23 protein-coding genes and 3 tRNA genes are annotated in these 24,647 nt (G+C 59.9%); 11 read left to right on the top strand and 15 right to left on the bottom strand.

Going from position 1 to position 24,647, the window contains the following annotated elements; genetic code table 11:
* Nucleotides 1-2: 2 nt before the first annotated feature.
* Entirely contained in the window at nt 3-335 is a 333-nt protein-coding gene (locus CFY91_RS08565) for a PilZ domain-containing protein (RefSeq protein ID WP_093985937.1), read from the bottom strand.
* Nucleotides 336-344: 9 nt separating this feature from the next.
* Complete coding sequence (locus tag CFY91_RS08570) at nt 345-2,684, bottom strand: DUF1631 domain-containing protein (protein ID WP_093985938.1); 2,340 nt, start codon at nt 2,682-2,684, stop codon at nt 345-347.
* A gap of 243 nt (nt 2,685-2,927) precedes the next feature.
* Here CFY91_RS08570 and CFY91_RS08575 point away from each other — a divergent pair.
* The 3 genes from CFY91_RS08575 to CFY91_RS08585 all read left to right on the top strand — a co-directional run bounded on the left by CFY91_RS08575 (nt 2,928) and on the right by CFY91_RS08585 (nt 3,172).
* Nucleotides 2,928-3,003: transfer RNA gene (locus CFY91_RS08575), tRNA-Asn, on the top strand.
* Between the two features lie 9 nt (nt 3,004-3,012).
* Nucleotides 3,013-3,089, top strand: a tRNA-Pro gene (locus tag CFY91_RS08580).
* Nucleotides 3,090-3,096: 7 nt separating this feature from the next.
* Nucleotides 3,097-3,172: transfer RNA gene (locus tag CFY91_RS08585), tRNA-Lys, on the top strand.
* Between the two features lie 30 nt (nt 3,173-3,202).
* Here the strand turns inward: CFY91_RS08585 and CFY91_RS08590 are convergent.
* The gene (locus tag CFY91_RS08590) at nt 3,203-3,931 is read right to left on the bottom strand and encodes a substrate-binding periplasmic protein (protein ID WP_093985939.1); all 729 of its coding nucleotides are present in this window, start codon (nt 3,929-3,931) and stop codon (nt 3,203-3,205) included.
* 57 nt (nt 3,932-3,988) lie between these two features.
* Complete coding sequence (locus CFY91_RS08595; protein WP_093985940.1) at nt 3,989-4,615, bottom strand: DUF1780 domain-containing protein; 627 nt, start codon at nt 4,613-4,615, stop codon at nt 3,989-3,991.
* A gap of 62 nt (nt 4,616-4,677) precedes the next feature.
* On the opposite strand from CFY91_RS08595, the gene CFY91_RS08600 reads away from it, so the two are divergent.
* Nucleotides 4,678-5,355: an energy-coupling factor ABC transporter permease gene (locus tag CFY91_RS08600; RefSeq protein WP_093985941.1), complete on the top strand. Its 678-nt coding sequence runs from the start codon at nt 4,678-4,680 to the stop codon at nt 5,353-5,355.
* A gap of 226 nt (nt 5,356-5,581) precedes the next feature.
* Here the strand turns inward: CFY91_RS08600 and yacG are convergent, their stop codons facing one another.
* The 5 genes from yacG to pilB are packed head-to-tail and all read right to left on the bottom strand — an operon-like array spanning nt 5,582 to nt 10,201.
* Nucleotides 5,582-5,782, bottom strand: coding sequence for a DNA gyrase inhibitor YacG (gene yacG, locus CFY91_RS08610; RefSeq protein ID WP_093985943.1), 201 nt, complete (start codon nt 5,780-5,782; stop codon nt 5,582-5,584).
* Entirely contained in the window at nt 5,779-6,387 is a 609-nt protein-coding gene (gene coaE, locus CFY91_RS08615; RefSeq protein ID WP_093985944.1) for a dephospho-CoA kinase, read from the bottom strand. The genes yacG and coaE overlap by 4 nt, the downstream gene beginning before the upstream one ends.
* An 11-nt stretch (nt 6,388-6,398) precedes the next feature.
* Complete coding sequence (locus tag CFY91_RS08620) at nt 6,399-7,274, bottom strand: prepilin peptidase (RefSeq protein WP_093985945.1); 876 nt, start codon at nt 7,272-7,274, stop codon at nt 6,399-6,401.
* Between the two features lie 2 nt (nt 7,275-7,276).
* Nucleotides 7,277-8,494 (bottom strand): type II secretion system F family protein, encoded by a 1,218-nt coding sequence (locus CFY91_RS08625; RefSeq protein WP_093985946.1) that lies wholly within the window; start codon nt 8,492-8,494, stop codon nt 7,277-7,279.
* 3 nt (nt 8,495-8,497) lie between these two features.
* Nucleotides 8,498-10,201 carry a type IV-A pilus assembly ATPase PilB gene (gene pilB / locus CFY91_RS08630; RefSeq protein WP_093985947.1) on the bottom strand — a complete coding sequence of 568 codons (1,704 nt, stop codon included), beginning with the start codon at nt 10,199-10,201 and terminating at the stop codon, nt 8,498-8,500.
* 230 nt (nt 10,202-10,431) lie between these two features.
* Between pilB and CFY91_RS08635 the strand changes: the two genes are divergently transcribed.
* Complete coding sequence (locus tag CFY91_RS08635; protein WP_093985948.1) at nt 10,432-10,887, top strand: pilin; 456 nt, start codon at nt 10,432-10,434, stop codon at nt 10,885-10,887.
* A gap of 59 nt (nt 10,888-10,946) precedes the next feature.
* Nucleotides 10,947-12,650 carry an O-antigen ligase family protein gene (locus CFY91_RS08640; protein ID WP_093985949.1) on the top strand — a complete coding sequence of 568 codons (1,704 nt, stop codon included), beginning with the start codon at nt 10,947-10,949 and terminating at the stop codon, nt 12,648-12,650.
* 6 nt (nt 12,651-12,656) lie between these two features.
* Here CFY91_RS08640 and CFY91_RS08645 read toward each other — a convergent pair whose 3' ends face one another.
* From CFY91_RS08645 to CFY91_RS08655, 3 genes are all read right to left on the bottom strand, one after another.
* Nucleotides 12,657-15,491, bottom strand: coding sequence for an FAD-binding and (Fe-S)-binding domain-containing protein (locus CFY91_RS08645; RefSeq protein WP_093985950.1), 2,835 nt, complete (start codon nt 15,489-15,491; stop codon nt 12,657-12,659).
* Nucleotides 15,492-15,713: 222 nt separating this feature from the next.
* Complete coding sequence (gene lldD / locus CFY91_RS08650; protein ID WP_093985951.1) at nt 15,714-16,859, bottom strand: FMN-dependent L-lactate dehydrogenase LldD; 1,146 nt, start codon at nt 16,857-16,859, stop codon at nt 15,714-15,716.
* Nucleotides 16,860-16,912: 53 nt separating this feature from the next.
* Nucleotides 16,913-18,607, bottom strand: coding sequence for an L-lactate permease (locus CFY91_RS08655; protein ID WP_093985952.1), 1,695 nt, complete (start codon nt 18,605-18,607; stop codon nt 16,913-16,915).
* Nucleotides 18,608-18,929: 322 nt separating this feature from the next.
* Here CFY91_RS08655 and CFY91_RS08660 point away from each other — a divergent pair, with 322 nt between their 5' ends.
* Nucleotides 18,930-19,706: an FCD domain-containing protein gene (locus CFY91_RS08660; RefSeq protein WP_093985953.1), complete on the top strand. Its 777-nt coding sequence runs from the start codon at nt 18,930-18,932 to the stop codon at nt 19,704-19,706.
* Between the two features lie 63 nt (nt 19,707-19,769).
* Here CFY91_RS08660 and smpB read toward each other — a convergent pair whose 3' ends face one another.
* A complete protein-coding gene (gene smpB / locus CFY91_RS08665) occupies nt 19,770-20,252 on the bottom strand; it encodes an SsrA-binding protein SmpB (RefSeq protein ID WP_093985954.1) in 483 nt (160 codons plus the stop codon).
* Between the two features lie 107 nt (nt 20,253-20,359).
* Between smpB and CFY91_RS08670 the strand changes: the two genes are divergently transcribed.
* Entirely contained in the window at nt 20,360-20,794 is a 435-nt protein-coding gene (locus CFY91_RS08670; protein WP_093985955.1) for a type II toxin-antitoxin system RatA family toxin, read from the top strand.
* The gene (locus CFY91_RS08675) at nt 20,787-21,095 is read left to right on the top strand and encodes an RnfH family protein (protein ID WP_093985956.1); all 309 of its coding nucleotides are present in this window, start codon (nt 20,787-20,789) and stop codon (nt 21,093-21,095) included. The genes CFY91_RS08670 and CFY91_RS08675 overlap by 8 nt, the downstream gene beginning before the upstream one ends.
* 68 nt (nt 21,096-21,163) lie before the next feature.
* On the opposite strand, the gene CFY91_RS08680 is transcribed toward CFY91_RS08675, so the two are convergent.
* Nucleotides 21,164-21,673 carry an outer membrane protein assembly factor BamE gene (locus CFY91_RS08680; RefSeq protein ID WP_093985957.1) on the bottom strand — a complete coding sequence of 170 codons (510 nt, stop codon included), beginning with the start codon at nt 21,671-21,673 and terminating at the stop codon, nt 21,164-21,166.
* Between the two features lie 98 nt (nt 21,674-21,771).
* Between CFY91_RS08680 and fur the strand changes: the two genes are divergently transcribed.
* Nucleotides 21,772-22,179 carry a ferric iron uptake transcriptional regulator gene (gene fur / locus CFY91_RS08685; protein ID WP_093985958.1) on the top strand — a complete coding sequence of 136 codons (408 nt, stop codon included), beginning with the start codon at nt 21,772-21,774 and terminating at the stop codon, nt 22,177-22,179.
* A gap of 57 nt (nt 22,180-22,236) precedes the next feature.
* On the opposite strand, the gene recN is transcribed toward fur, so the two are convergent.
* Nucleotides 22,237-23,901, bottom strand: a complete 1,665-nt coding sequence (gene recN / locus CFY91_RS08690; protein WP_093985959.1) for a DNA repair protein RecN — start codon at nt 23,899-23,901, stop codon at nt 22,237-22,239.
* 157 nt (nt 23,902-24,058) lie between these two features.
* Here recN and grpE point away from each other — a divergent pair, with 157 nt between their 5' ends.
* Nucleotides 24,059-24,616, top strand: a complete 558-nt coding sequence (grpE, locus tag CFY91_RS08695; protein WP_093985960.1) for a nucleotide exchange factor GrpE — start codon at nt 24,059-24,061, stop codon at nt 24,614-24,616.
* Nucleotides 24,617-24,647: the final 31 nt, after the last annotated feature.

Consider the following 24,647-nt stretch of genomic DNA (forward strand, 5'->3'; position numbering starts at 1 on the left):
CGTTAAAGATGCTTGAGCCATTCGCGCAATAGCTGCTCCTGAGCCTCGCTCAGGTCGATGATCTGGAAGCCCGCCCAGGCATGGCTGCCATCGGCCCCCGGGCGTGACCACAGGCAGTCGGCGCCCAGTTGCAACTCCTGAATGCCATTGAGCGGAGTGGCCAGGCACAGGCGGATCTGCCACAGGCTGTCCACGGCAATCTGCTGCTCGCTGAACAGCATGAAGCCTGTCTCGGAGAGGTCAGCTACCCGTCCCAGGCGGACGTTGCTGTTGGCATCGAAGGCTTCCAGCTGGTGCAGGTTGGTATGGCGGGGATGCTGGCGACGTTCATCCATGACGAATCCTCATTGGCGCGGGGCGTTGCGCCCGGAAAAGCGTTGCAGGACGCGGTAGATGGCATGCAGGGCGCGATCGACCAGTGGGCTTTGCCGTTCCGGCGCGATGATGCGCGCCAGGCCTTGTTCAAGTTCGCTGGCCAGCAGGGTGACTGGCTTGATGGCTACGCGTTGTCCGCTGTGGTCGACAAACATGTAGTTGCGGGTGGTGGGACTGAACCAGGACAGTTTGAGGCGGCGCTGTTGCTGGCCATCGCTGAACTCGAACCAGGTGCCGAATTCCAGTTGCTCCAGCTCTTTGATCAGGGCCTGGGCGCGGGGCGTCAGGCCGGAACTGGGCTGTTCCTCCAGAAGCTTGGCATCCTCACCCAGCATGGCACCGAGCGGACTGTTGGGCAGCTCGGGATTGAGGCGGTCGGCCAGTTGTGGCTGCTTGGCCTGGATGGCGTGCTGGCAAGCCACCAGATCCTGCAGCAGGCGACGAATGCCTTCCTCGTGATAGCCACCCAGCAGCTCCAGGCCTTTGCGGATGTCTTCCAGCAGGGCCAGGCGTAGTTTCTGCAGGCGTTGCTGACCGTCGCTGCCCAGCGGCGTACCGCTCCAGGCGAGCTGCTCCGCCACTTCCAGTGAACGCTGCCAGGTATGGCTGTCCTGGCCGTGCCGCAGCAGGACGAAAACCAGGACATCGCTCCAGGTCAGTTCAAGAAAGTTGCGGATAATGCTGGGTAGCGCTTGGCGGGTGACGATGCGGGTGATCTGCTCAACCGCCAGCTGGCGCGCGCCAAGCAGCCGGTCACGGCCCTTGATGGCTTCTACCGCGCGCTTCTCGCGCAGTTCTACCTTGTGCTGCAGGGTGGCGACAAACTGGTTGAATTCGTTTTGCAGCTCATGGAACAGCTGCAGGTCACCGCAGAAACGTTGCATGACCTGTTCGACCGTCCACTGCAGTTTGGCCAGCAGGCCGGCTTCGTCATCATTGCCGGCGTACAGCACGCCTGCCTGGGCCATGCTGTTGAGCAGCCGGCGTGCCGGGTGCTGGTGCTGGGTAAACAGTGCCTTGTCCTGCAGGGCGATTTTCAGATACGGCGTGTGCAGGTGCGACAGAGCGGTCTTGCAACTATCCGGGAGGTTGTCGTCATCCAGGATGAAGTCAAACAGCATGCCCACCAGATCGATGACGTCGGCTTCCTGCTCGGCCAGTTTGTGTTGCTCCGGCGCCTGACTGAACGCAGCCAGTTGCTCCTGAAGTTCTCGCTTGAGGCTGGCCGTTGGCTGCGGTTGTTGCAGACGCTGGCCCAGCTCGGCAGCAGATTGGCGTTGCAGACGATCCAGCGCGGCGAGCAGTTCATCGGCGCTGTAGGTTTCCGTGGCACTGTGCGGAGCCAGGCTGGCCATGCTTGGCTGGCCGCCGGGGAGTAGCTCGCTGCCTGGCTGTGCATGACGCAGATGCAGCAGTTGGCTGACCCCGCTGAACAGAAGGTGCGGATCGCTGGGCGGGTGGCTGGCAAACATCAGTTCAGGTAGTGCGCCGCCTGCTGTGCCGGATGCGCTTGCATGACCTGCGGGCGGGTTGCCCGAGACAGGCTCGGCTGCGGGGGGGGCGGCTGAAGTCGGCTCGCTTGCCTTGCTGGACGCATGGCGTGCGGCAGCACGCTGTGGGCTGAACTTGAGATTGGGCAGGATGCCGGCATCGACCAGCAGCTGGTTGAGGTTGCTGTATAACGCATCCAGATTGGCCATGACGTGCTGGTCAAACAGCAGATAAAGAATGACCTTGATACGCAAGGGCAGGCTGGTTTGCGCCAGTGCTTCGCAAAATCCCTGAGCAACGCAGTGTGGGCCACAGGGGTTGGCATTTTCCTGCAAGGCTGCACCACCATTGAGCAGGGCCAGACGCTGTTCCAGGGTGAACAAGCTCTGCGCACAACGTGCCTTGACCCGGCTGACCATATTGGTGACTTGCAGGCTTTCCTCATATTCGTCGTTCTGGATCAGGCTGAGCTGTTCAGCATCCAGCTCTTGGGCAGGGGCTAGGTGTGCAGAATCACGTTGATCGAGGAAGGCGCTGAACTGTTGAGCAATGTACTGGTGATAGTGGCGTTCGATATGCGGACGCTGTTTGCGAATGGCCCGCATGCTGTCGAAGAACAGGCCCTGCAGCTGGTTGTTCTCGGCTTTTTCCGCGTGCTCAAACAGCGTGTCGTCAACCTGGGCGAAGACTCCGCTCAGGTGTTCGGCCAGGCAATTCATCAGTTGCTGACGACAGCGCTGCATGAGTTCGCCGTGGCGTGGCTGAATGCCGCGCTGGGCGACAATCTGCGGTGTGCCGGGTTGGTCCTGGGTGCTCATTGACTATCCTGCCTGTGGCCTGGGGGCCGGCACAGCTAAGGGTTAACAGCTGTGCACAGATATAGCAGGGCGCACAGTGACTGCAAAGTGCTGAATGCACAGCATATGCCAGGTCGCCGGGTTTGTTTTTCCGTGACAAAGCCTCATGCAAAGGGTTGACAGGGGGCTTTGCCCGGGTAAAATGGTGCGCCTCTGAAGCATGAACGCAACATTGTTCATGTCGCAGAGTTGAAGATGTACAGTTCCGCGATAGCTCAGTCGGTAGAGCAAATGACTGTTAATCATTGGGTCCCTGGTTCGAGTCCAGGTCGCGGAGCCAATCTTCAGCCGGGGTATAGCGCAGTCCGGTAGCGCGCCTGTTTTGGGAGCAGGATGTCGGGAGTTCGAATCTCTCTACCCCGACCATCTTTTTGGGTCGTTAGCTCAGTCGGTAGAGCAGTTGGCTTTTAACCAATTGGTCGTAGGTTCGAATCCTACACGACCCACCATTTCCCTTCTTTATCCTGTCGTTACATTGATCAATCGGGTTTCAGCTCAAGTTGCTGAATAGCCCGGTTTATTGCTGCGCGCTGATTTTTCTCCACGCCTTTCCCGCACATCAGATAGCGTAATTGGCCGGGTGGCATGTCAGCCAGGCTGAGTTGGCTCAGGCGCCCCAGGCTGAGGTCTGCCTCGCCGATCAGGTAAGGCAACTCGCGACTATCGACCAGTGTGTAATCGATGCGTTCGTTGAGCAGCATCATGACGATCTGTAGCGGCGGCGCGGTAATCCGCTGGCGTGCAGGTTGCTGCGCCAGGCGTTGGTCGATCGCGCCATAGCTGAAACCGTCGACCAGACCGAGGCGGAGTGGGCTGTTCAGTAGTTGCTCGATCTGGCGTACCTCGCGGAGCTGGCCTTGCAGGGTGCTGCGGGTCAGGACCTGCATGGGCTCATCGCGATGAATAGGCTGGCTGAACCAGGCCAGTTGCGCGCGCTCGGCGGTCTTGAACCAGCCTATAGAGCAGAAGCTGGCCTGCGGATCGGCGACTTCCATGAGAATTCGTTTGGCCGGCCGGCTTTCAAACTGCACCGCTATGCCCGCCGCCGCGAAAATGGCGCGACTGCGCTCCAGCAGAAAGCCCGTCGGCTCACCCTCAACACTGTGATAGTAGGGTGGCTTTTCAATGTAGAAGACCCGCAGAGCCTGCGCCGCACAGGGTGTGCCGACCAGCAGCAGAGCGAGGAATAGAAGCAGGCGCGTGGACATGACCGGCACTCCATTGCGAAAGTTCTCGCAGTATAGATAGCGGTCGTGAGTCTGCTGTCAAAGGCTGGGGCCGACGTCAAACAGCGTGGTTCTTCCCAGGTTGCTGCGCAGAAACTCCGGCGCATCGGCGTGCGCGAACAGTACCCGTGCGAAAGTCGGGCCCACCAGGGACAGGGAGCGCCAGCCCTGGCGCAGATATTCCGTAGGCGGTGGAAAAGGGCTGTTGAAGTCCGGTGTCACGCGCTTGAGGTTGACGAAGGCCAGCAAGTCGAGTTCGCCGGGGTCGATGCCGCGCTCTCGATAGTTGTGAGCCTTCTTGCGCAGCGTGGGGGCCAGGCGTGCTTGCAGTTGGCTGGCGCTGATGCGCTGTGGGCGTCGTTCACGGCGCACCAGTTGGCTGAGGCTGAAGGCATTGCGACGGCGATTGACTTCTTCTCGCCATTCTTCATTGAGTCGGCGTCCTTCATCCAGGACAAAGAAGACTTCGAAGTTGGCCTCGCGAAACTGTACATCCGGAGGTTCCTGGCCGCTGCGGAACTCGTCGAGCCGGTATGCCAGGTTGAGCGCCAATAGCAGGCGCTGACAAGCCCAGCGCTCACGCTCCCATTTGCGGGCGTTGGATAGCAGATCGTTGGCCTGTTCCGCATGGCGGGTAAGCAAGCGAAGATAGTCGCGCTCATTCATGGCGGTATATTAACCGCTGGGTGTGCCAGGCGTATGCTAGTGCACGGCGGGAGGGGGTAGCGATGATTGCCGGACATTTGCTGACAGGTGAAACGCTGACGCTGTCGGCGTTGCTCTATACGGCCGGAATTTGCTGGGCAGTGGCTCGGGCGCCCTGGCTGGAGTTGCTCAGCGATACGCGTCGTCAGCACTTGCTGGGCGGCAGTTGGCTGCTGCTGTGCGGGTTATGGCTCCTGCGTCGGGATTTTGAGTCGGGTCTGTCCTTCCACTTTATTGGCATGACGGCGCTGACTCTTTTGCTGGACTGGCCCCTGGCGATCCTGGTGGGGCTCTCTGCGCAGTTGGCGTTATGCCTGCTGGGGCGACAGGAGTGGTTGGCGCTGGGCGCGAATGGGTTGCTACTGGTGTTGCTGCCGGTGTGGCTGAGCGAGGCGTGCAGTCGTTGGGTGGAGCGTTTCCAGCCGCGCAATCTGTTTGTCTATATCTTTGCCTGTGGCTTTTCCGCTGCCGGGATAGTCGCTGTGCTCAGTTGTCTGGTTGGGTTGGGCATGCTCAGCCTGGGCGGGCAACTGACCATCGTGGAAGAGTGGGACAACCTGCTGGGTTACCTGTGGCTGGTGCTGTTTCCCGAGGCGTTCATCAACGGCACCCTGGTTACGGCCCTGGTGGTTTTTTATCCGCAGTGGATGGAAACCTTCAATCGCACACGCTATTTACAGGCGCCCTGGCGGCAGGACTAGCAGGCCGTTGCAAAACCACCTCGGCTTTGGCCTCCTGCCTCCATGCAGTGAATACTGCGTGGAAGGCGGTCTGCTAAGCCGCTTAGCAGGCCGTTGAAAAACTACCTGCGTTGGCAATACAGCGTTGAAAACAGCCTCAAAATGCTCATTTACAACACGTAAACTGCGCTTTTTCGGCCGTTTTCGCCTTGTCTTGCCTGCCTCGCCTACGTTTTTCAACGACCTGTTAGTGATGCGGTGTCTGCAGTGTTTCTGAAAACAGTTCGTCGAGCAGTGGTTCGCCGGGGATGCTGTGGCTTTCTGCTGCCCAGGCGCCCAGGTCGATCAGTTTGCAGCGTTCGCCGCAAAAGGGCCGGGTCGGATTATCGCTGCGCCACTCTACGGGCGCGGCGCAGGTTGGACAGGCTACGATCGGGTACTGGGTCATGTCTGGCCTCCGCGCAGATTCAGATAGAACGCATGTAACTGGCGCACCTGTTGGTCCAGCCAGCTCAGGTCGCGATCGTTGCAGATTACCTCATGTGCATGGCGCAGACGCTCTTCGCGTGCCGCTTGAGCCGCCATGATGGCCTGTACCTGCTCGCGTGCGGCGCCGTCGCGTTGCATGGTTCGTTCGATTTGCAGGGCTTCGGGGCTATCCACGACCAATAGGCGCTGGGTCATGCGCAGCTGACCGGATTCGACCAGCAGCGGTGACTCCAGGATCGCATAGGGTGATTGTGCCTTGGCGAGCGCCTGGCTGATCTCCGCCGCGATGAGTGGATGTAGCAGTTGCTCTAGCCATTGGCGCTGCGGCGGGTCAGCAAAGATCAGCTGGCGCAGTGCGGCGCGATCGAGCTGGCCATTGTCTTGCAGCAGATGCGTGCCGAAGCGCTCGACGATACGCTGTAGTGCTGGGCGGCCGGGTTCGACTACCCAGCGAGCCGCCTGATCGGCATCCACGCGGTGAATGCCTAGTTCGGCAAAACGACGGGCAACTGTGCTCTTGCCGCTGCCGATGCCGCCGGTAATCCCCAAAACCCAGGTAGACATAGCCATTGCGGTCAGTTGAAACCGGCCAGTTGCAGGTATGCCTGGGTGATCTGCTCGCCCCAGAGCAGTGCTATCCAGCCCGCAACGGCCAGGTAGGGGCCGAACGGAATGGGCTTGGAGGTATCGGCGTTCTGCCACTTGAGCAGGATAAGGCCCAGTACGGCACCTACCACCGATGACAGTAGGATGGTCAGTGGCAGGATTTGCCAGCCGCCCCAGGCGCCGAGCATGGCTAGCAGCTTGAAGTCGCCATAGCCCATGCCTTCCTTGCCGGTCAGCAATTTGAATGCCCAGAATACCGACCACAGGCTCAGGTAGCCGATCACTGCGCCCCATAGTGCGTCGCTGGGGGAGGCGAATAGAGCCTGTTGATTGACCAGTAGACCCAGCCAAAGCAGCGGCAAAACCAGGCTGTCCGGCAGCAGTTGGTGGTCGGCATCAATCAGGCTCATGGCCAGCAGCCCCCAGGTCAGAGGCAGCATGGCCGCGGTTTGCCAGCTGAAACCAAACTGCCAGGCTATGCCAGCGGAGAGCAGGCCGCAGGCCAGTTCGACCAGTGGGTAGCGTGTGCTGATGGGGCTGCGGCAGGCCGAGCAGCGGCCACGTAGCCATAGCCAGCTGAGCAGCGGGATATTTTCCCAGGGGCGAATCTCATGCCCGCAGTGCGGGCAGCGGGAGTTGGGATAGGCGAGGTTGAACGGTTCGTCCTGTGCCGAGGTGGCAGGTAGCTGCAGAATTTCGCGCGCCTGGCTTTGCCAGTCGCGCTGCATCATGACCGGCAGGCGGTAGACCATTACATTGGTGAAGCTGCCAACCAGCAAGCCGAGCAGGCCAATCAATAAAACAAAGGCCGGCAAGTTGCCGGCCAGAAGGTCAATGAGTTGCATGTTTAGACCACGGAGCCCAGTTGGAAGATCGGCAGGTACATGGCAATGATCAGGCCGCCGACCAGCACGCCCAGGACTGCCATGATCATCGGCTCCATCAGCGCGGTGAGGCCATCCACTGCGTTGTCAACTTCGGCTTCGTAGAAGCTGGCCACTTTGTCGAGCATTTCATCCAGGGCACCGGATTCCTCGCCGATGGCGGTCATTTGCACGGCCATGGCTGGGAAGGTGCCGGTCGTGCGCATGGAAAAATTCAGTTGCATACCGCTGGAGACATCCGCCTTGATTTTGTTGACGGCGGTCTTGAAAACGATATTGCCAGTGGCACCGGCTACTGAATCCAAGGCATCCACCAGTGGTACACCGGCGGCAAAAGTGGTTGCCAGGGTGCGTGCATAGCGAGCGACTGCGGATTTATAAAGAATGTCGCCAAAAATGGGGGCCTTGAGCACTGCGCGGTCTAGGTTGTCACGAAAGGCTTGTGAGCGGTGGTGGAACTCTCGGAGTGCAAAGCCGCTAGCCACCAAGCCAAACATAACGACCAACCACCACTCCTGCAGCAGTTCGGAGATGCCAATCACAAACAGGGTAAAGGCTGGCAGCTCCGCGCCGAAGTTGGCAAAAACATCTTGGAATTGCGGTACGACCTTGATCAGCAAAATAGCCGAAACAATGATCGCTACCGCGATCACCGCAATGGGGTAATTCATGGCCTTCTTGATTTTGGCCTTGAGTGCTTCGGTCTTTTCCTTGTAGGTGGCTACGCGGTCCAGCAGGTTTTCCAGTGCGCCAGACTGTTCGCCGGCATCCACCAGGTTGCAATACAGTTCATCGAAGTAGCGCGGGCGCTTGCGCAGGGAGGTGGCGAAGCTGTTGCCAGCGGCGACATCCTGTTTGACCTCGTCGATCAGCTTGCGCATGTTGGGGTTTTCAAAACCCTCACTGATGATGTCGAAGGACTGCAGCAGTGGCACGCCGGCCTTCATCATGGTGGCCATCTGTCGGGTAAACAGGGCGATATCCAGCGGTTTGATGGCCTTGCCCGCGCCGAACAGCGAAACGGCCTTTTTGCGCACCTTGGTGGGGTTGACGCCCTGCTTGCGCAGTTGGGCTTTGACCAATGCGATATTCTGTCCGGCGGTTTCCCCCTTGATCTTGGCACCTTTGCGATCTGTGCCTTCCCAGACAAAGGTGCTGGTTTTTTGCGCTTTTTCCGCCATGGGTTAGTCCTTGGTCACGCGGTTGACTTCCTCGAGGCTGGTAACGCCTTGCATGGCCTTGAACAGGCCCGAGGTGCGTAGGTCATTAAAGCCATCTTTGCGCATCTGTGCAGCGATATCGATGGAGTTGCCTTCTTCCATGATAATGCGTTGCAGAGCCGGCGTGATTTTAACCACTTCATAAATACCCACGCGGCCCTTGTAGCCATTTTTGCAGTTTTCGCAGCCGACCGGACCGTAGATCTTGAAGCTGCCGATCTTGTCTTCGGGGAAGCCTTCGGCCAACAGGGTGTCGCGGGGGATGTCGACGACTTTCTTGCAGCTGCTGCACAACTTGCGGGCCAGGCGCTGGGCGATGATCAGGTTGACCGAGGTGGCGATGTTGAACGAAGGCACGCCCATGTTGCGCAAGCGGGTCAGGGTTTCTGCCGCGCTGTTTGTATGCAGGGTGGACATCACCATGTGGCCGGTTTGTGCTGCCTTTACGGCAATCGACGCGGTATCCAGGTCGCGGATCTCGCCGACCATGATGATGTCCGGGTCCTGGCGCAGGAAGGCGCGCAGTGCCTGGGTAAAGTCCATGCCTTGCTTGGGGTTGACGTTGACCTGGTTGATGCCTTCCAGGTTGATTTCCACGGGGTCTTCGGCGGTGGAAATGTTTACGTCCGGGGTGTTGAGGATATTCAGGCCGGTGTACAGCGAGACGGTCTTGCCCGAGCCGGTGGGGCCGGTGACCAGGATCATGCCCTGCGGTTGCTTGAGGGCATTGAGGTACAGCTCCTTTTGTTCCTCTTCATAGCCCAGCGCGTCGATGCCCATTTGTGCGCTGCTGGCGTCGAGGATCCGCATGACGATCTTCTCGCCCCACAGGGTCGGCAGGGTATTGACACGAAAGTCGATGGACTTGCTCTTCGACAGTTTCATCTTGATGCGCCCATCCTGTGGCTTGCGACGCTCGGAGATGTCCAGGCCGGCCATGACCTTGAGACGTGCGGACAGGCGCGGCGCCAGCTGGATCGGCGGGCGGGCTACTTCATGAAGAATGCCATCGGTACGGAAGCGTACCCGATAGGCTTTTTCATAGGGCTCGAAGTGCAGGTCGGAGGAGCCGCCTTTGATGGCATCCAGGAGCATCTTGTTGACGAAACGCACCACGGGGGCGTCTTCGCTGTCGTCGCCCACGCCGGCATCTTTGTTGTCATCGTTGGTGGCTTCGACATCCAGGCCATCTAGATCCACGTCGCCGAGGTCGCCCAGTGCGCTGGTGTCACTTTCATAAAACTTGTCGATGGCATTGCCGAGCTTGTCGTCCTCCACCAGCAGAGCCTCGGTGGTCATTCCGGTGCTGAACTGCACGTCGGTGACCGCCTGGTGATTGGCCGGGTCGGACAGGGCGATGAACAGCTTGCTGCCGCGCTTGTAGAGCGGCAGTACGCGGTGCTGGCGGGCCAGTTTCTCGCTGAGCAGGTCGCGGGGCTGGCTGTCCTTGTCGATGCTGCTCAGGTCGAGCATGGCAATGCCGAACTGTTCGCAAAGCAGTTCGGCGAGGTCGCGCGCCTTGGCCAGCTTGTTCTGCACCAGGTAGGTCACCAGTGGCAACTGGTTACGCTGGGCTTGCTGCAAGGCTTGCAGCGCGGTGCGCTCTTCGAGCAGTTGCTGCATGACCAGTTGCTTGGCCAGGCCGGTCAGGGCAGGGGTGTCTGACATAGCGGATATATCCAGAGGCTATCGCAAAAGCTGCGTTATAGCTTAGAAGCATGGTGCTGCCAAACCCATCCATAGCGTGTGACATTAATTGTCAGATAGAGACGATAAGAGGTACTTGCTGATGGCGCTAATTGGTGAATGCTGGCGAAAATGCCTTTCCAGATTTTGGCACGATTCATGCTTTTACGTTTTCAGGTCGCATGGCCTTACTTAGAAACTAGGAGAATTTTATGAAGGCTCAAAAAGGCTTTACCTTGATTGAACTGATGATCGTGGTGGCGATCATTGGTATTTTGGCGGCTATTGCGCTGCCTGCTTATCAGGATTACACCAAGCGTGCGCGTGGCGCTGAGTTGATCGTAGCATCGGCTCCGTTCAAACTTGGGGTTACAGAGTGCGTGCAGTCGGGTGGCTGCCTGAGCGGTACGACTATTTCTGTTCCTGCATCGGGTTCGCGTGCCCAGCTTTCTGTGCCTGATGATGTCGCTACTGGTGCCGGTCAAGGGCAAGTTAATAGCATCGCTCTTTCTACTGCCGGTGTAATTACAGTTACGCCGAGAGCAATTAATGGTTTTGCAGCGACTGATACATATGTTCTGACCCCTTCGTTGATCACTGGTACTGGTGGTGTTAGCTGGGCTGCATCGGGAGATTGCGTTACCAAGGGTTTTTGTAAGGGTAAATAAATTGGTCTGAGTAAAAAAGAGCAGGCTTTGCCTGCTCTTTTTTTTTTTGGAGAGATTGCGTGCGCTGGTTGATTTTCCTTTTGTCAAGTGTGCCGTTTATTGTGCCTTTTCGTTGGTATCCGGATGGTGACTTTTTTTCCGATGCCCTGGCTGTTTTTTTTGTGCTTGTTTTTGTGCTGTGTAGTCGCCAAATGCGCAGTAGTCGTCTTGTTTTAATTGGGTTTTTATTTTCTGGTTTAGTGGTTTTTTGGGGTTTGCTAGGCGGGGCGCCTTATTTAGAGATATGGCTGGCACCTGCAATAATGATTTGTCTGGGGGCTCTTTTTCTTGGTTGCCTTCAAGCCCGTCAGTTCGATGAGCGGTCTCTGGATAGAAAGGCAGCGCTCTATGGCCTTGTTTTTGGTGGAGGGTGCTCTTTAATTATTGCGCTTGGGCAGATTTTTGCGTGGCGTTGGGTGGAGCCTTTAGTTTTTGATGGGGCGACAGGGATCGTTGCGAATATAGGGCAGCGTAATCAGTTTAGCCTTTATATTGCTATAGGGGTTGTGGCGTATTTGCTATTGTTGGCTCGTTCTGGCTTGCAGTTATGGCGAGGTGTTGCTCTTGTATTAATTATGGCTTTTTTGTGCTCGTTTGTGCTTGTGCATGCGGGTTCTCGTGCGGTTGTGCTGATGGTTTTTTCGGCGCTTATTATTGTTCTGCTTCGTCTGTGTTTTTGGCGTAGTGATCGGTTTGGTTATTATTTTTTAATTTTTGCAGCTGTTTTCTTCTCAGTGCAGTTGTTTTCGGTGTTGCTGCCGGATTTTTTTTATTTGTTTGAAAATAGGTCGGGTTTGGAGCGCATCCATGATGCTCATGTGGATGTTCGTTGGGGGGAGTGGGCAAAGGCTTGGGAGGGTTTTCTTGCGCATCCATTAGGTATTGGGTTTGGTAATTATGCGTCTTTTAGTTTTTCTGCAGGAGAGGGGCAGGCTTTAGTATGGTCAAATCCGCATAATTTTATATTGCATTTTTTGGTTGAAATGGGTTTTTTTGGGGCAGGCTTAATATTTTTGGCTTTGCTCTTGGTTGTCAAATATTGTTTTTATTATTTGAGATCTCGGGAAGGCGATGCAGGCGTGCCTTGTGTGCTCGCTTTTTTTATGCTGCATAATTTTTTGGAATATTCTTTTTGGTATGCGAATTTCTTTTATTTGTTTTTAATTTTTCTGGCGTTTTTGCCTTCTGGTGGTGGCATGAGACGCTTTGTTGGCGGGCGTCTGGTTGCTGGCGTTTTTCTGGGGCTTTTGAGCCTGTCGGTGTTTCAATACTCTCAGTTGCTAAGTGCGATTTGGTTGGCTGCTGATAAGTCTCCGGTCATGCGTATTGTTGTATCTGCGCAAGTGGGTTTGAACCCTTTGCTGTCGTGGCGCGCGGATAAGGTTCTTATGGATTTTGTTACTTATGATAACGGGCCTGATTGGGAGTTTAAATTTTGCAAGCTTGAGGCAATGGCGATGCGTGAACCGTTGCCGCAATATCTGGAGCGAATGGCGTTTTTGGCTATGGTGAATGATGATCATGATCTTGCGGGGGGGATTTTAAAGGCTCGCTATAGGGTTCTTGATTATGAACCTGGTGCTTATTTTGAATCATTGGTTAGACAGTATTGGCCTGTGGCTGCTGATGACGTTATTGGTGAGTTTAAAGAAAATAAAAAGGAAGGATTTAGCTCTTATGAAGAGTACGAGCTAGGTAAGTCGGGTATTTGTGGCTCTCTTTGAGCGAGATTACTTTTCAGGATTGTTGTCGTCATGTGATAACGCTCTGCTCACCCGATCCAGCAGATAGACCACGCTGTGGTAGTCGATACCGCCATGCTGGCTGAGGCCGATTTCGCAGGTGCGGCTGGTCGACAGGCCTTCGCTGCAGTGCTGTACCGCCTGCTGCAGGTTGCGCAGGGCGTGGGCGTTCAGCTGGGGGGTGGTGAAGCCTTTGTCGCCGGCAAAACCGCAGCAGTGGATGCCTTCCGGAATGATCACCTGAGTACTGCAGCGGCGGGCGATGTTCAGCAGGGCCTCCGCCTGGCCGAGGTGCTGGGTGGAGCAGGTGACATGCACGGCGACTGGCTCGGTCTGCGGGGTGATTTCCAGGCGTGGCAGCAGGTGTTGCTGGATGAAACGCACCGGCTCGTAGATATCCAGGCGCGGGTCGGGGTGGTCTTGCAGCAGGCGCAGGGTGCAGGGGCTGGTATCGCAATAGATGGGGTCCAGGCCGCCGCGGCTGGCTTGCAGCAAGGCATCCAGGAGGCGCAGGCGTTGTGCCTGGGCTTCGCTGAAGTAGCCTTTCGATTGCCAGGGCTGGCCGCAGCACAGGCTGTCGGGGCTGGCCAGGTGGATGACCTGGTAGCCGGCCTTTTCCAGCAGGGCGCGGGTTTTCTCATGCAGCGGCTGGCGCTCGCCATCGCTGGCAGAAGGCCCCATGGCCTGTGAGACGCAGGCGGCGAAGTAGACGACCCGCGGACGCGCGTCAGGCAGCGGCTGGCTATCCAGGCGCAGCGGGCTGGCCGCCTGGGGCATGGCCGGTGTCCACAGCGGCAGGCGCTGGCCGCTGGCCTGGTGCAGGCGGCGCATCAGCCGCGCCATGCGCGGTGTGCCGAGCAGGCGGCGCGTGCCATCGGCCAGGCGCAGGGCCAGGCGCGCCGCGCGCAGCAGCGCGGGCAATTGTGCGCCGAGCCGGTGGGCCAGCGCGCCATGCCGGGCGCGTTGCGCACGCAGCTTGCGTACCAGGTCGCCGGTGTTGATGCCTACCGGGCAGCGTTGCGCGCACAGCCCGGTGGCGGCGCAGGTGTCCAGCCCATGGTGCTGGTAGGCCTGGCGCAGGGCCTGGGTGTTTTCCCCGGCGCGTTCGCGGGCCTGGATATCCCGCCACACCACGATGCGCTGGCGCGGGCTGAGGGTCAGGCCATGCGAGGGGCAGACCGGTTCGCAAAAGCCGCATTCGATGCACTTGTCGACCAGTTCATCGGCGGCCGGCAGCGGCTTGAGGTGCTTGAGGTGGATCTGTGGGTCGCGGCTCAGTTGTACATCGGGGTTGAGAATGCCATGCGGGTCGAGCAGGGCTTTGATCTGCCACATCAACTGGTAGGCATCCTGGCCCCATTCCAGTTCGACAAAGGGCGCCATGTTGCGTCCGGTGCCATGCTCGGCCTTTAGTGAACCGCCAAAATCCACCGCGACCAGCTGCGCGACGTCCTGCATGAAGGCTTCATAGCGCGCCACCTGGGCGGGCTCTTCGAAGCCCTGGGTGAACACGAAGTGCAGGTTGCCTTCCAGGGCATGGCCGAAAATGATCGCCTCGTGATAGGCGTGCTTGTCGAACAGCGCCAGCAACTGGTTGACGCCCTCGGCCAGGCGCTCGATGGGGAAGGTGACGTCTTCGATGATCACCGTGGTGCCCGTGCGGCGCACTGCGCCGACGGCCGGGAAGGTGTCCTTGCGGATCTTCCATAGCAGGTTGTACACCGCCGGGTCGCTGCTGAAGGCTACCTGGCGCTCCTGGGGGAACTGGCCAAGCACGGCGTTGATCTGCGCCAGTTGCTCCTGCAACAGGCTGGCACTGGCGGCGCGAGACTCGATGAGCAGCGCACAGGCCTGCTCGCTGAGAGCGGCCACCCAGGCCGGCATGCCGGGCTTTTCCTGTACCGAGCGCAGGCTGCGGCGATCGAGCAGTTCGACGGCGGACACCGGTTGCGGTTTGAGCGCAGTGACCGCGCGGCAGCAGCTTTCCACGTCGGGGAAAACCACCAGGGCACTGGCCTTGTGCGGGTAGTCGGGCACGGTGTGGTAGGTGACGGCGCTGATGAAGCCGAGGATGCCTTCCGAGCCGACCATCAGGTGGCAGAGGATATCCAGCGGGTCGTCGAAGTCGACCAGCGCGTTGAGCGCCAGGCCGGTGGTGTTCTTCAGTCGGTATTTATGGCGGATACGTTCGGCCAGTGCCTGGTTGGCGCGGGTTTGTCTACCCAGTTCGGCCAGTTCGGCGAGCAGTCCGGCTTTTTCCTGACGAAAGCGTGCGACGCTGGCCGGGTCTTCGCTGTCCAGCAGCGTACCGTCGGCCAGCAGCAGGCGCATGCCGGCCAGGGTGTGATAGCTGTTCTGTGCGGTGCCGCAGCACATGCCGCTGGCATTGTTGGCGACGATGCCGCCGATCTTGCAGGCATTGATCGAGGCCGGGTCGGGGCCGATCTTGCGTTGATAGGGAGCCAGCGCGGCATTGGCTGCGGCGCCGATCACCCCGGGCTGCAGGCGGATTTGCGCGCCATCCTGACGAATCTCGCGGCCGTTCCAGTGGTCGCCGAGGACCAGCAGTACCGAGTCGCTGACGGCCTGCCCGGACAGGCTGGTGCCGGCGGCGCGAAAGGTCACGGCTACGTGCTGCTGGTTGGCCAGTTGCAAGAGCTGCTGCACTTCCTCTTCGCTTTCCACGCGGATGACCAACTGTGGGATCAGCCGATAGAAGCTTGCATCGGTGCCGAAGGCCAGGGTCGACAGCGGGTCATCGAAGCGGCGCTGTGGCGGAATGAGGCGGGCGACGGCAGCAAGAAAGGCAGCAGGCAGGGTCATGCGGGCTCCGGGGTGGCGCCTGGGCCACCGTTGCACGTGATGGGGCGCGGCGTGAGACGGGGCCCGCGCCGCGTTGTACCCGAAGGAATCGGGTGGCGATCCGCTTGTGGCGGCGCGCCGGTCAGGGAAGGTGACGAGGCGGCGAGGGCAATCGACGCTTCGCTGCCCTTGCAGGCAAGGGCGCCGTGGCAGGCTTGTGGCTCGACACGGATTAACGGCCTGTCAGACCGCCAGGTTGCGGATCAGCAGCTCGCTGTTGATCTCGGCAATCGATTTAGCACCGGTCAGGACCATGGCCACGCGCATTTCCTTTTCGATCAGCTCGAGCAGGTTGCTGACCCCGGCGCCACCCGCGGCGGCCAGGGCATAGACGAAGGCGCGGCCGAGCATCACGCAGTCGGCACCCAGGGCCAGCATGCGTACCACGTCGAGCCCGGTACGGATGCCGGAGTCGGCCAGCAGGGTCAGCTGACCTTTTACCGCGTCGGCAATCGCCGGCATGGCGCGGGCGCTGGACAGCACGCCGTCGAGCTGACGGCCGCCGTGGTTGGAGACGATGATGCCGTCGGCGCCGAAACGCACGGCATCCTTGGCGTCCTCGGGGTCGAGAATGCCTTTGATGACCATCGGGCCGTCCCAGAATTCACGAATCCACTCCAGGTCCTTCCAGGAAATCGACGGATCGAAGTTGTCGCCCAGCCAGCCGATGTAGTCCGCCAGACCGGTGGGGTAGCCGCGATAGGTGGAAATATTGCCCAGGTCATGCGGCTTGCCGAGCAGGCCGACATTGAGGGCCCAGGCGGGGTGGGTCATGGCTTGCAGGACGCGGCGCAAGGCGGCATGCGGGCCGCTCATGCCGGAGTGGGCGTCGCGGTAGCGGGCGCCTGGCACGGGCATGTCGACGGTGAACACCAGGGTTGTCACCCCGGCCGCCTTGGCGCGTTCCAGGGCGTTTTTCATGAATCCGCGGTCCTTCAGCACATAGAGCTGGAACCACATGGGCCGGCTGATGGCCGGGGCGACTTCCTCGATAGGGCACACCGACACCGTGGACAAGGTGAAGGGGATGCCTTTGTTTGCCGCGGCCTGGGCCGCTTGTACCTCGCCGCGTCGGGCGTACATGCCGGTCAGCCCCACCGGGGCCAGGGCCACCGGCAGGCTGAGGGTTTCGCCCAGCACCTGGCTCTGCAGGTTCAGGCTGGACATGTCGCGCAGTACACGTTGGCGTAGCTCGATGCCGGCCAGATCATCGACATTGCGCCGCAGCGTGTGCTCGGCATAGGCACCACCGTCGATGTAGTGGAAGAGGAACGGCGGCAGCTTGCGCTGCGCGGCGGCGCGATAGTCGGTAGAGGCGGAAATGATCATGGGCGTCACTCGCGGCAGATGGAAAGGCGCGCCAGCGGCGCGCCCGGTAACAGTTAACGGCTTACCAGCGGATCGCTGATGCCTAATACATAGACGGCAAACAGGGCAATCAGGCCGGTAAACAGTACGTAGTACAGGGTTGGCCAGATGGTCTTGCGCAGGATGCTGCCTTCCCGGCCGAGCAAGCCTACGGTGGCTGAGGCGGCCACCACGTTGTGGATGGCGACCATGTTGCCGGCGGCGGCGCCAATGGCTTGCACGGCCACGATCAGCGCGCTGGAAATGCCCAGGCTCTGTGCTACGCCAAACTGGAACTGGCTGAACATCATGTTGCTGACCGTGTTGGAGCCGGCGATGAAGGCGCCCAGGGCGCCGATGCTCGGCGCCAGGAGCGGGTAGATGCCGCCGACGCTGTCCGCTGCCCAGCGCGCCATGAGAATCGGCATGCTGGCCAGTTCGGCGCTATTGACCCCGGAGTTGATCAGGATGCGCACCATGGGCACGGTAAACAGTAGCACGAAGCCGGCACTGAGCAGCACGCCCGAGGATTCCTTAACCGCACTACCCAGGTCGCGCCACTTCATGCCATGCAGGAAGAAGGTGGCGATGACCACCGCTACCAGGATGCCGCCCGGCAGGTACAGCGGCTGGAAGTTGGCACTGATGCCGGTTTCGCCGAGCAGGTCGGGGAAGTTGATGACCACAGCCTTGAGTGCATTGCCCACCTCGGGAAACACCCGGCTGGCGACCAGCAGGGCGCCGACCAGCACATAGGGCAGCCAGGCGCGCAGGGTACCCATTGGCTTGGCAGTCAGTTGGTCCAGCTTCATTTCGATGGTACCCAGCCATTCGCTGGGCCACTTGTCGGCGGGGGCGAAATCCCAGGTTTGCTTGGGAACCAGAAAGCCCAGGCGGGCGGCACTGGTGACAATCGCCAGGCCGATCAGTCCGCCCAGCAACGAAGGGAACTCGGGGCCGAGGAATACCCCGGTGAGCACGTAGGGCAGGGTGAACGCCATGCCTGCGAACAGTGCGAAAGGCAGTACGTGCAGACCGGCTTTCCAGCTTTTCTCCTGGCCGAAGAAGCGTGTCAGCATCATCACCATGATCAGTGGCATGACCGTGCCAACCAGAGCATGGATGATTGCCACCTCGCTGGTGATCAGTTGCAGGAATTGCGCCCAGGACGAGCCCTGCGCCACCAGTTGTGCACCGATGCTGGCGGTATCCAGACCGGTGTTGACCCCGACGATGATGGGGGTGCCCACGGCACCAAAGGAGACCGGGGTGCTCTGCACCAGCATGCCCATCAGTACCGCGGCCATGGCCGGGAAGCCAATAGCCACCAGCAGCGGCGCGGCGATGGCTGCCGGCGTACCGAAGCCCGATGCGCCTTCGATGAAGCAGCCAAACAGCCAGGCAATGATGATCGCCTGGATGCGTCGATCCGGGCTGATGGTGCTGAATCCGGCACGAATGGCGGTGATGCCGCCGGAATGCTTGAGGGTATTGAGCAGCAGGATGGCGCCGAAGATGATCCACAGCAGCCCGAGGGTGATCAGCAGGCCTTGCAGTGTGGAGGCAAGAATGCGGTTGAAGCTCATCTCCCAGGCGAACAGCCCGACGCCGGCGGTGAGTAAGTAAACCAGGGGCATGGCGCGCTTGGCCGGCCAGCGCAGGCCGACCAGCAAGATGGCCGCCAGCAGAATGGGCGAGAAGGCCAGCAGGGCGAGGAATCCGGTAGACATGGGTGGCACTCCCTTAGCGGCACGCGCAGGCGTGCGTGGCGGATAGGCGAGGGCGGCAAATGGCGCGGAGCGAGACGGGCAGCATGGGCGGGACCTCTACAGCGTTCTTGGAATTGTAGGTGAGGTTTTCTGCTAAATTGGTAATACCAATTAACAGAAAGCACGAGAAAGGGTAAGAGTGCCCCGTGCTGGCTGTCAAACTGCTGTCCTGCGACTTTAGTCGATAATGCCTGGCTTGCCAGTGTCGTGGGTGGGCGATAGGCTGTGGCGCGGGGGCGGCAAAGGCCCGTACCGACTGGTCTAACCAAATAGGGTGAGGTGGATGGAAGTAGGGCTGGTGCAGCCGCGCCGTTTGTCGGACAGCATCGTCACGCAGCTGGAGACCTTGATTCTCGAAGGTTCCCTGAAGGCCGGTGAGCGCTTGCCGGCTGAGCGCGTACTGGCTGAGCGCTTTGGTGTCTCACGTCCCTCGCTGCGCGAGGCCATCCAGAAGCTGGTGGCGCGCGGTTTGCTGGTTAGCCGCCAGGGTGGCGGTAACTATGTCGCCGAGTCGCTGGGTTCGACCTTCAGTGATCCGCTGTTGCAGCTGTTGGAGAACAATGCCGAGGCGCAACGCGACCTGCTGGAGTTTCGCCATACGCTGGAAGGGGCTTGTGCCTACTACGCGGCGCAACGGGCCACCGACGTTGACCGGCAACGACTGGAAGAGGCGTTTGCGCGCTTGCAGGACTGCTACAGTCGGCCGGGCAAGGTCAGCCGTGCCGAGGAGGGGGCGGCGGATGCCAGTTTTCACCTGGCAATTGCCGAGGCCAGTCACAACGCCGTACTGCTGCATACCATCCGCGGGCTGTTTGACCTGCTCAAGCGCAATGTGGTGACCAACATCGGTGGCATGTATGCGCAACGCGAAGAAACCCGCGACCGTTTGATCGAGCAGCACCGCGCACTCTATGAGGCGATCATGGAGGGCCACGCGGAGGAAGCCCGAGGCCTATCCAACCGGCATATCGACTACGTGCAGGAGGTGCTGGCCGAAGTGCAGCAGCAGGCCCGGCGGGAAGAGCGCGCGCAACGCAGGCAGATCAGCCACAAACCGTGAGCAGCACGTCAAGATTGCTTTGTCTTTTACTGAGCGCTTGAGGATTGCAGCGCGTCGCTGCGCTTAGTCGTCCTTGCCTTTGCTGCGCATGGCGCGCTGCACTTCGCGGTTGGCGTCACGTTCTTTCTCGGTGTGACGCTTGTCGTAGTCCTTCTTGCCCTTGGCCAGGGCGATTTCGCACTTGATCAGGTGCTTTTTCCAGTACAGCGACAGCGCCACGCAGGTGTAGCCTTTCTGTTGCACGGCGCCGAACAGCTTGTCCAGCTCTCGACGGTTGAGCAATAGCTTGCGGGTGCGGATCGGATCGGCGATGACGTGGGTGCAGGCGGTTTTCAGCGGGGTGATGTGGCAGCCCATCAGCCAGGCTTCGTCATCCTTGAGCAGGATGTAGCTGTCAACCAGTTGTGCCTTGCCGGCGCGCAGGCTTTTCACTTCCCAGCCGGACAGGGCAATGCCTGCCTCGAACTTCTGCTCGATGAAGTAGTCGTGGAAGGCTTTCTTGTTTTGGGCAATGTTGCCCTGCGGATGTTTTCTTTGCTTGGCCATAGGGGCGGCATTATAGGCAGTCGCCGGGCAGTCGGCTATGCCCGCTTGAGGCTGCGCGGCGAATGCCGGACAATGCGCCGCGCCTGAATCTGCCCGGTGAGTGACCAATGAGTACCCGTATCCAGCGCTCGGCGCTGTTGCCTTACCCCGCGCGTGCGCTGTTCGACCTGGTCAACGATGTGGCTCGTTATCCCGAGTTTTTACCCTGGTGCGCCTCTGCGCAGGTGCTGGATGTGTCCGAGCGACATATGCTGGCCAGTCTCAACGTGGCCAAGGGTGGGTTGAGTCAGAGTTTTGTCACGCGTAATGAGTTGGTGCTCGGCGAGACGATCGAGATGCGTCTGCAGGAGGGGCCGTTCAGCGAGCTGCATGGCGTATGGCAGTTCAAGGCGCTGGGTGAGCAGGCCTGCAAGATCAGCCTGGACTTGACCTTCGATTATGCCGGGCCGCTGGTCAAGGCTACGCTCGGGCCACTGTTCACGCAGGCGGCCAACACCATGGTCGATGCTTTCTGCCAGAGGGCCAAGCAACTGTATGGATAAGCCGATGATAATGGTCGAGGTGGTGTACGCCTTGCCTGACAAGCAGCGCCTGCTGCGCCTCAATCTGCCCGCCGGCACCAACATGCGCGAGGCCGTGTTGCGTTCGGGTATCCAGCAGCACTTTCCCGGCCTGGACGTGCAGCAGGCGCCGTTGGGCATTTTTGGCAAGGCGGTGGCCAAGCCCGAAGAGCGTGTCCTGGAAGAGGGCGAGCGTGTGGAGATCTACCGTCCCTTGCTGGCTGATCCCAAAGAAGTTCGCAAGCAGCGCGCCGCCAAGGTAGCGCAGGCAAAGGCAGAGTAACTGGCGTCACCGATATACATGAAAAAGCCCAGCGGGTCTGACCGGCTGGGCTTTTTGGCGTGCTGCGCTTATTCGATATCCAGGGGTTCGGGGATCGGTACCGGTACGGCCTGTACCTCGTCGACTTCACGCTGAATGCGCTCCAGCAGCGAGCCGGGTGTCGGTGCCTGCTCTGGCTGCGCCTGCGGTTGGCCGGTGACCTGGGTGTTGCTGCCGGTGCCGAGAATGGCTTCGTCGCGGCTGACGCCGGGCATGAAGTCGCCGGCAAGGCCAACTAGTTGGTCGTTGTTGTCGAACACCAGGCTGACCCGCTCCTGCAGGCGAGTGCCGCCGGCAGGCTGAATGCTGTAGAGGTAGTCCCAGCGATTGGCGTGGAAGGTGTCGGTGAGTAGCGGGTTACCCATGATAAACCGCACTTGGCGTCGGGTCATTCCGGGGCGCAGCTGGTCTATCATGTCCTGCGTCACGACATTGCCCTGTTGAATGTCGATCTTGTAGACGCCCGGCAGCGAACATCCGGCGAGCGCGAGCAGGCCGGCGAGAGAAAAGCTGGTCAGCAGGAGCTTGGAGTTTTGCATCGGTGGGCGACTTCCACTATCTTGGCTGGGCATTAAAGGCCCGATCATACCCGTATTGAGGGAAGCTGCGAAAGCTGCAACCCGCGAGAAAGCTGACCATGGTTGAAAATAACGAACTGCGTAAAGCCGGCCTCAAAGTGACCCTGCCGCGGGTCAAGATCCTGCAAATGCTGGACTCGGCCGAACAGCGCCACATGAGCGCGGAAGATGTCTACAAGGCATTGATGGAGGCAGGCGAGGATGTCGGCCTGGCTACCGTATACCGGGTGTTGACCCAGTTTGAGGCGGCCGGCCTGGTGGAGCGGCATAACTTCGACGGTGGGCATGCGGTCTTCGAGTTGGCCGATGGCGGGCACCACGATCACATGGTGTGCGTGGATACGGGCGAGGTCATCGAGTTCTTCGATGCCGAGATCGAGAAGCGTCAGAAGGAAATCGTCCGCGAGCGTGGCTTTGAGCTGGTCGATCACAATCTGGTGCTCTACGTGCGCCAGGCTAAAAAATGATTTGCTGAGCAATGCGAAAAGGCGCCGTTAGGCGCTTTTTTCGTGTCGATAGCCCGCTCAGATGGCGAGCATTTTGCGAGCGTGTGCCAGCGATTCTTCGGTGAGGTCTACACCTCCGAGCATGCGCGCCACTTCTTCGACGCGCTGTGGGTGGTCGAGCTTGGCGACGGCGGTGCGGGTTTCTTCGCTGCCGCGCTGCTTATGAACAAACAGGTGTTGATGTCCCTGGGCGGCGACCTGTGGCAGGTGGGTGACCGTCAGCACCTGGCCGCGCTCGCCCAGGCGGCGCAGTAGTTGGCCAACTACCTCGGCAGTGGGGCCGCCAATGCCCACGTCCACCTCGTCGAACACCAGGGTGGGTACCCGTGAGGTTTGTGCGGTAATCACCTGAATTGCCAGACTGATGCGGGATAGCTCGCCGCCCGAGGCTACCTTGGCCAGCGCTTTGAGTGGTTGCCCAGGGTTGGCGCTGACCAAGAACTCGACCAGTTCCTGGCCCTGTGGCTGGGGCTCGTCGTGCGGATGGACGTGCAGGGCAATGTTGAAACGGCCGCCTGGCATGCCCAGGCGTTGCATTTCCTGCTCCACGGCCGCCGCCAGGGTGTTGGCAGCGTCCTGGCGGAGCCGGCTGAGTTCGTCGGCTTTTTCCCGGTAATGGCGTGTGTAGGCGTGCAGTTCCTGTTGCAGTCGCTCGATGGCCTGGTCATCGGCGTTCAGGCCTTCCAGTTCATGTAGCAGGCGTTGCTGGAGTTCGCCCAGCTCAAACGGTTGCACGCGGTGCTTGCGCGCCAGGCTGTAGATCGCATCGAGGCGCTCTTCGAGTTGCTGCAGGCGCTGCGGATCGGCATCGAAATGATCGAGGAAGCGATTGACTTCGCCGACGGCCTCTTCCACCTGGATTTGTGCGCTGGCCAGCAGGTTGGCCGCTTCGCCCAAGGCTCCGCCTTGCGTGTGGAAGCTGCTCAGGCGGTTGAGGCTGGCGCCGAGTGCCGAGAGCACGTTGCCGGCATCGCTTTCGCTGCACAAGTCCACGACCTGGCGGCAGGCGGCAATCAGATGCTCGGCATTGCACAACTGCTTGTGCTCCTGCTCCAGGGCCTCCAGCTCGTTGTCGCCGAGTGCCAGATTTTCCAGCTCTTCAAGCTGGTAGCTGAGCAGTTGCTGGCGTGCGCGCTGTTCTTCACTGGTTTCGCTCAGGCGTTGCAGTTCGTTGCGGGTCTGTCGCCAGCGCTGTGCGGCGAGTTGTACCTGGCGGGCCAGTTCTTCGGCGCCTGCGTAAGCGTCCAGCAGGCGGCGGTGGGTGTCGTTTTTCAACAGAGACTGGTGTTCATGCTGGCTGTGGATGTCAATGAGCAGTTCGCCAAGCGCCTTGAGATCAGCCTGGGGGCAGGGGCTGCCGTTGATGTAGGCGCGGGAGCGTCCTTCACGGGTGATAACCCGGCGCAGGATGCAGGGGCCATCCTGTTCAAGGTCGCGTTCACTCAGCCACTGGCGAGCTTCGGCGATCTGGCTGATGTCGAAGCTGGCGAGAATATCGGCCTTGTCGCTGCCTGGACGTACGACGCCGCTGTCGGCCCGGTCGCCCAGGGCCAGGCCCAGCGCGTCGAGCATGATTGACTTGCCCGCGCCGGTTTCGCCGGTGATGACGCTCATGCCGCTGTCCAGTTCGAGATCAAGATGCTCGACAATGGCGTAGTTGTGGATCGACAGATGCACCAGCATGACAAGCCTCCTGCATGATTTGGCTGGTTATTTATACAGTGCTTTGTTGGCGCGCGACAATAGCTGGTTTCTTGCGCCCTTGAATTCCTTTGGCTTGTCCCCAAATAGACGGACAGATCGGCGGGTTATGCCGCACCAGTGTTGTTTGGAGGAAGAGATGGCAGACGAACAGATCCTTGATGGCGACAATCCCGAGCAGGCAGCGACTGCCCCCGAAGACCTGCAGGGTCGCGTAGCGCAACTTGAAGAGCAGCTGGCAGCCGCTCAGGATCAGGCACTGCGCATGGCGGCGGATCTGCAGAATGTACGGCGCCGTGCTGAGCAGGATGTCGAGAAGGCGCACAAGTTTGCCCTTGAGAAATTTGCCGGTGATCTGCTGGCCGTGGTGGATAGCCTGGAGCGTGGCCTGGAGTTGTCCAGTGCCGAGAATGAGGCCATCAAACCCGTGCGTGAAGGTATGCAGCTGACCCTCAAACTGCTGACCGATACCCTCAAGCGTTATCAGGTTGAGCAAGTGGACCCGCTGGGTGAGCCGTTCAACCCGGAACATCACCAGGCCATGGCTATGGAAGAAAGCCTGCATGCCGAGCCGGGCAGTGTGCTCAAGGTGTTCCAGAAGGGCTATCTGCTCAGTGGGCGTCTGCTGCGCCCGGCGATGGTTGTGGTCAGCAAGGCACCAGCCGTGGCACAGCCTTCGATTGATGAGCAGGCTTGAAATCATCCGGGCCGGCCCCATCTGTAGCAAC

Source organism: Pseudomonas fluvialis, from assembly GCF_002234375.1.
GTDB classification, from domain to species: Bacteria; Pseudomonadota; Gammaproteobacteria; order Pseudomonadales; family Pseudomonadaceae; genus Aquipseudomonas; species Aquipseudomonas fluvialis.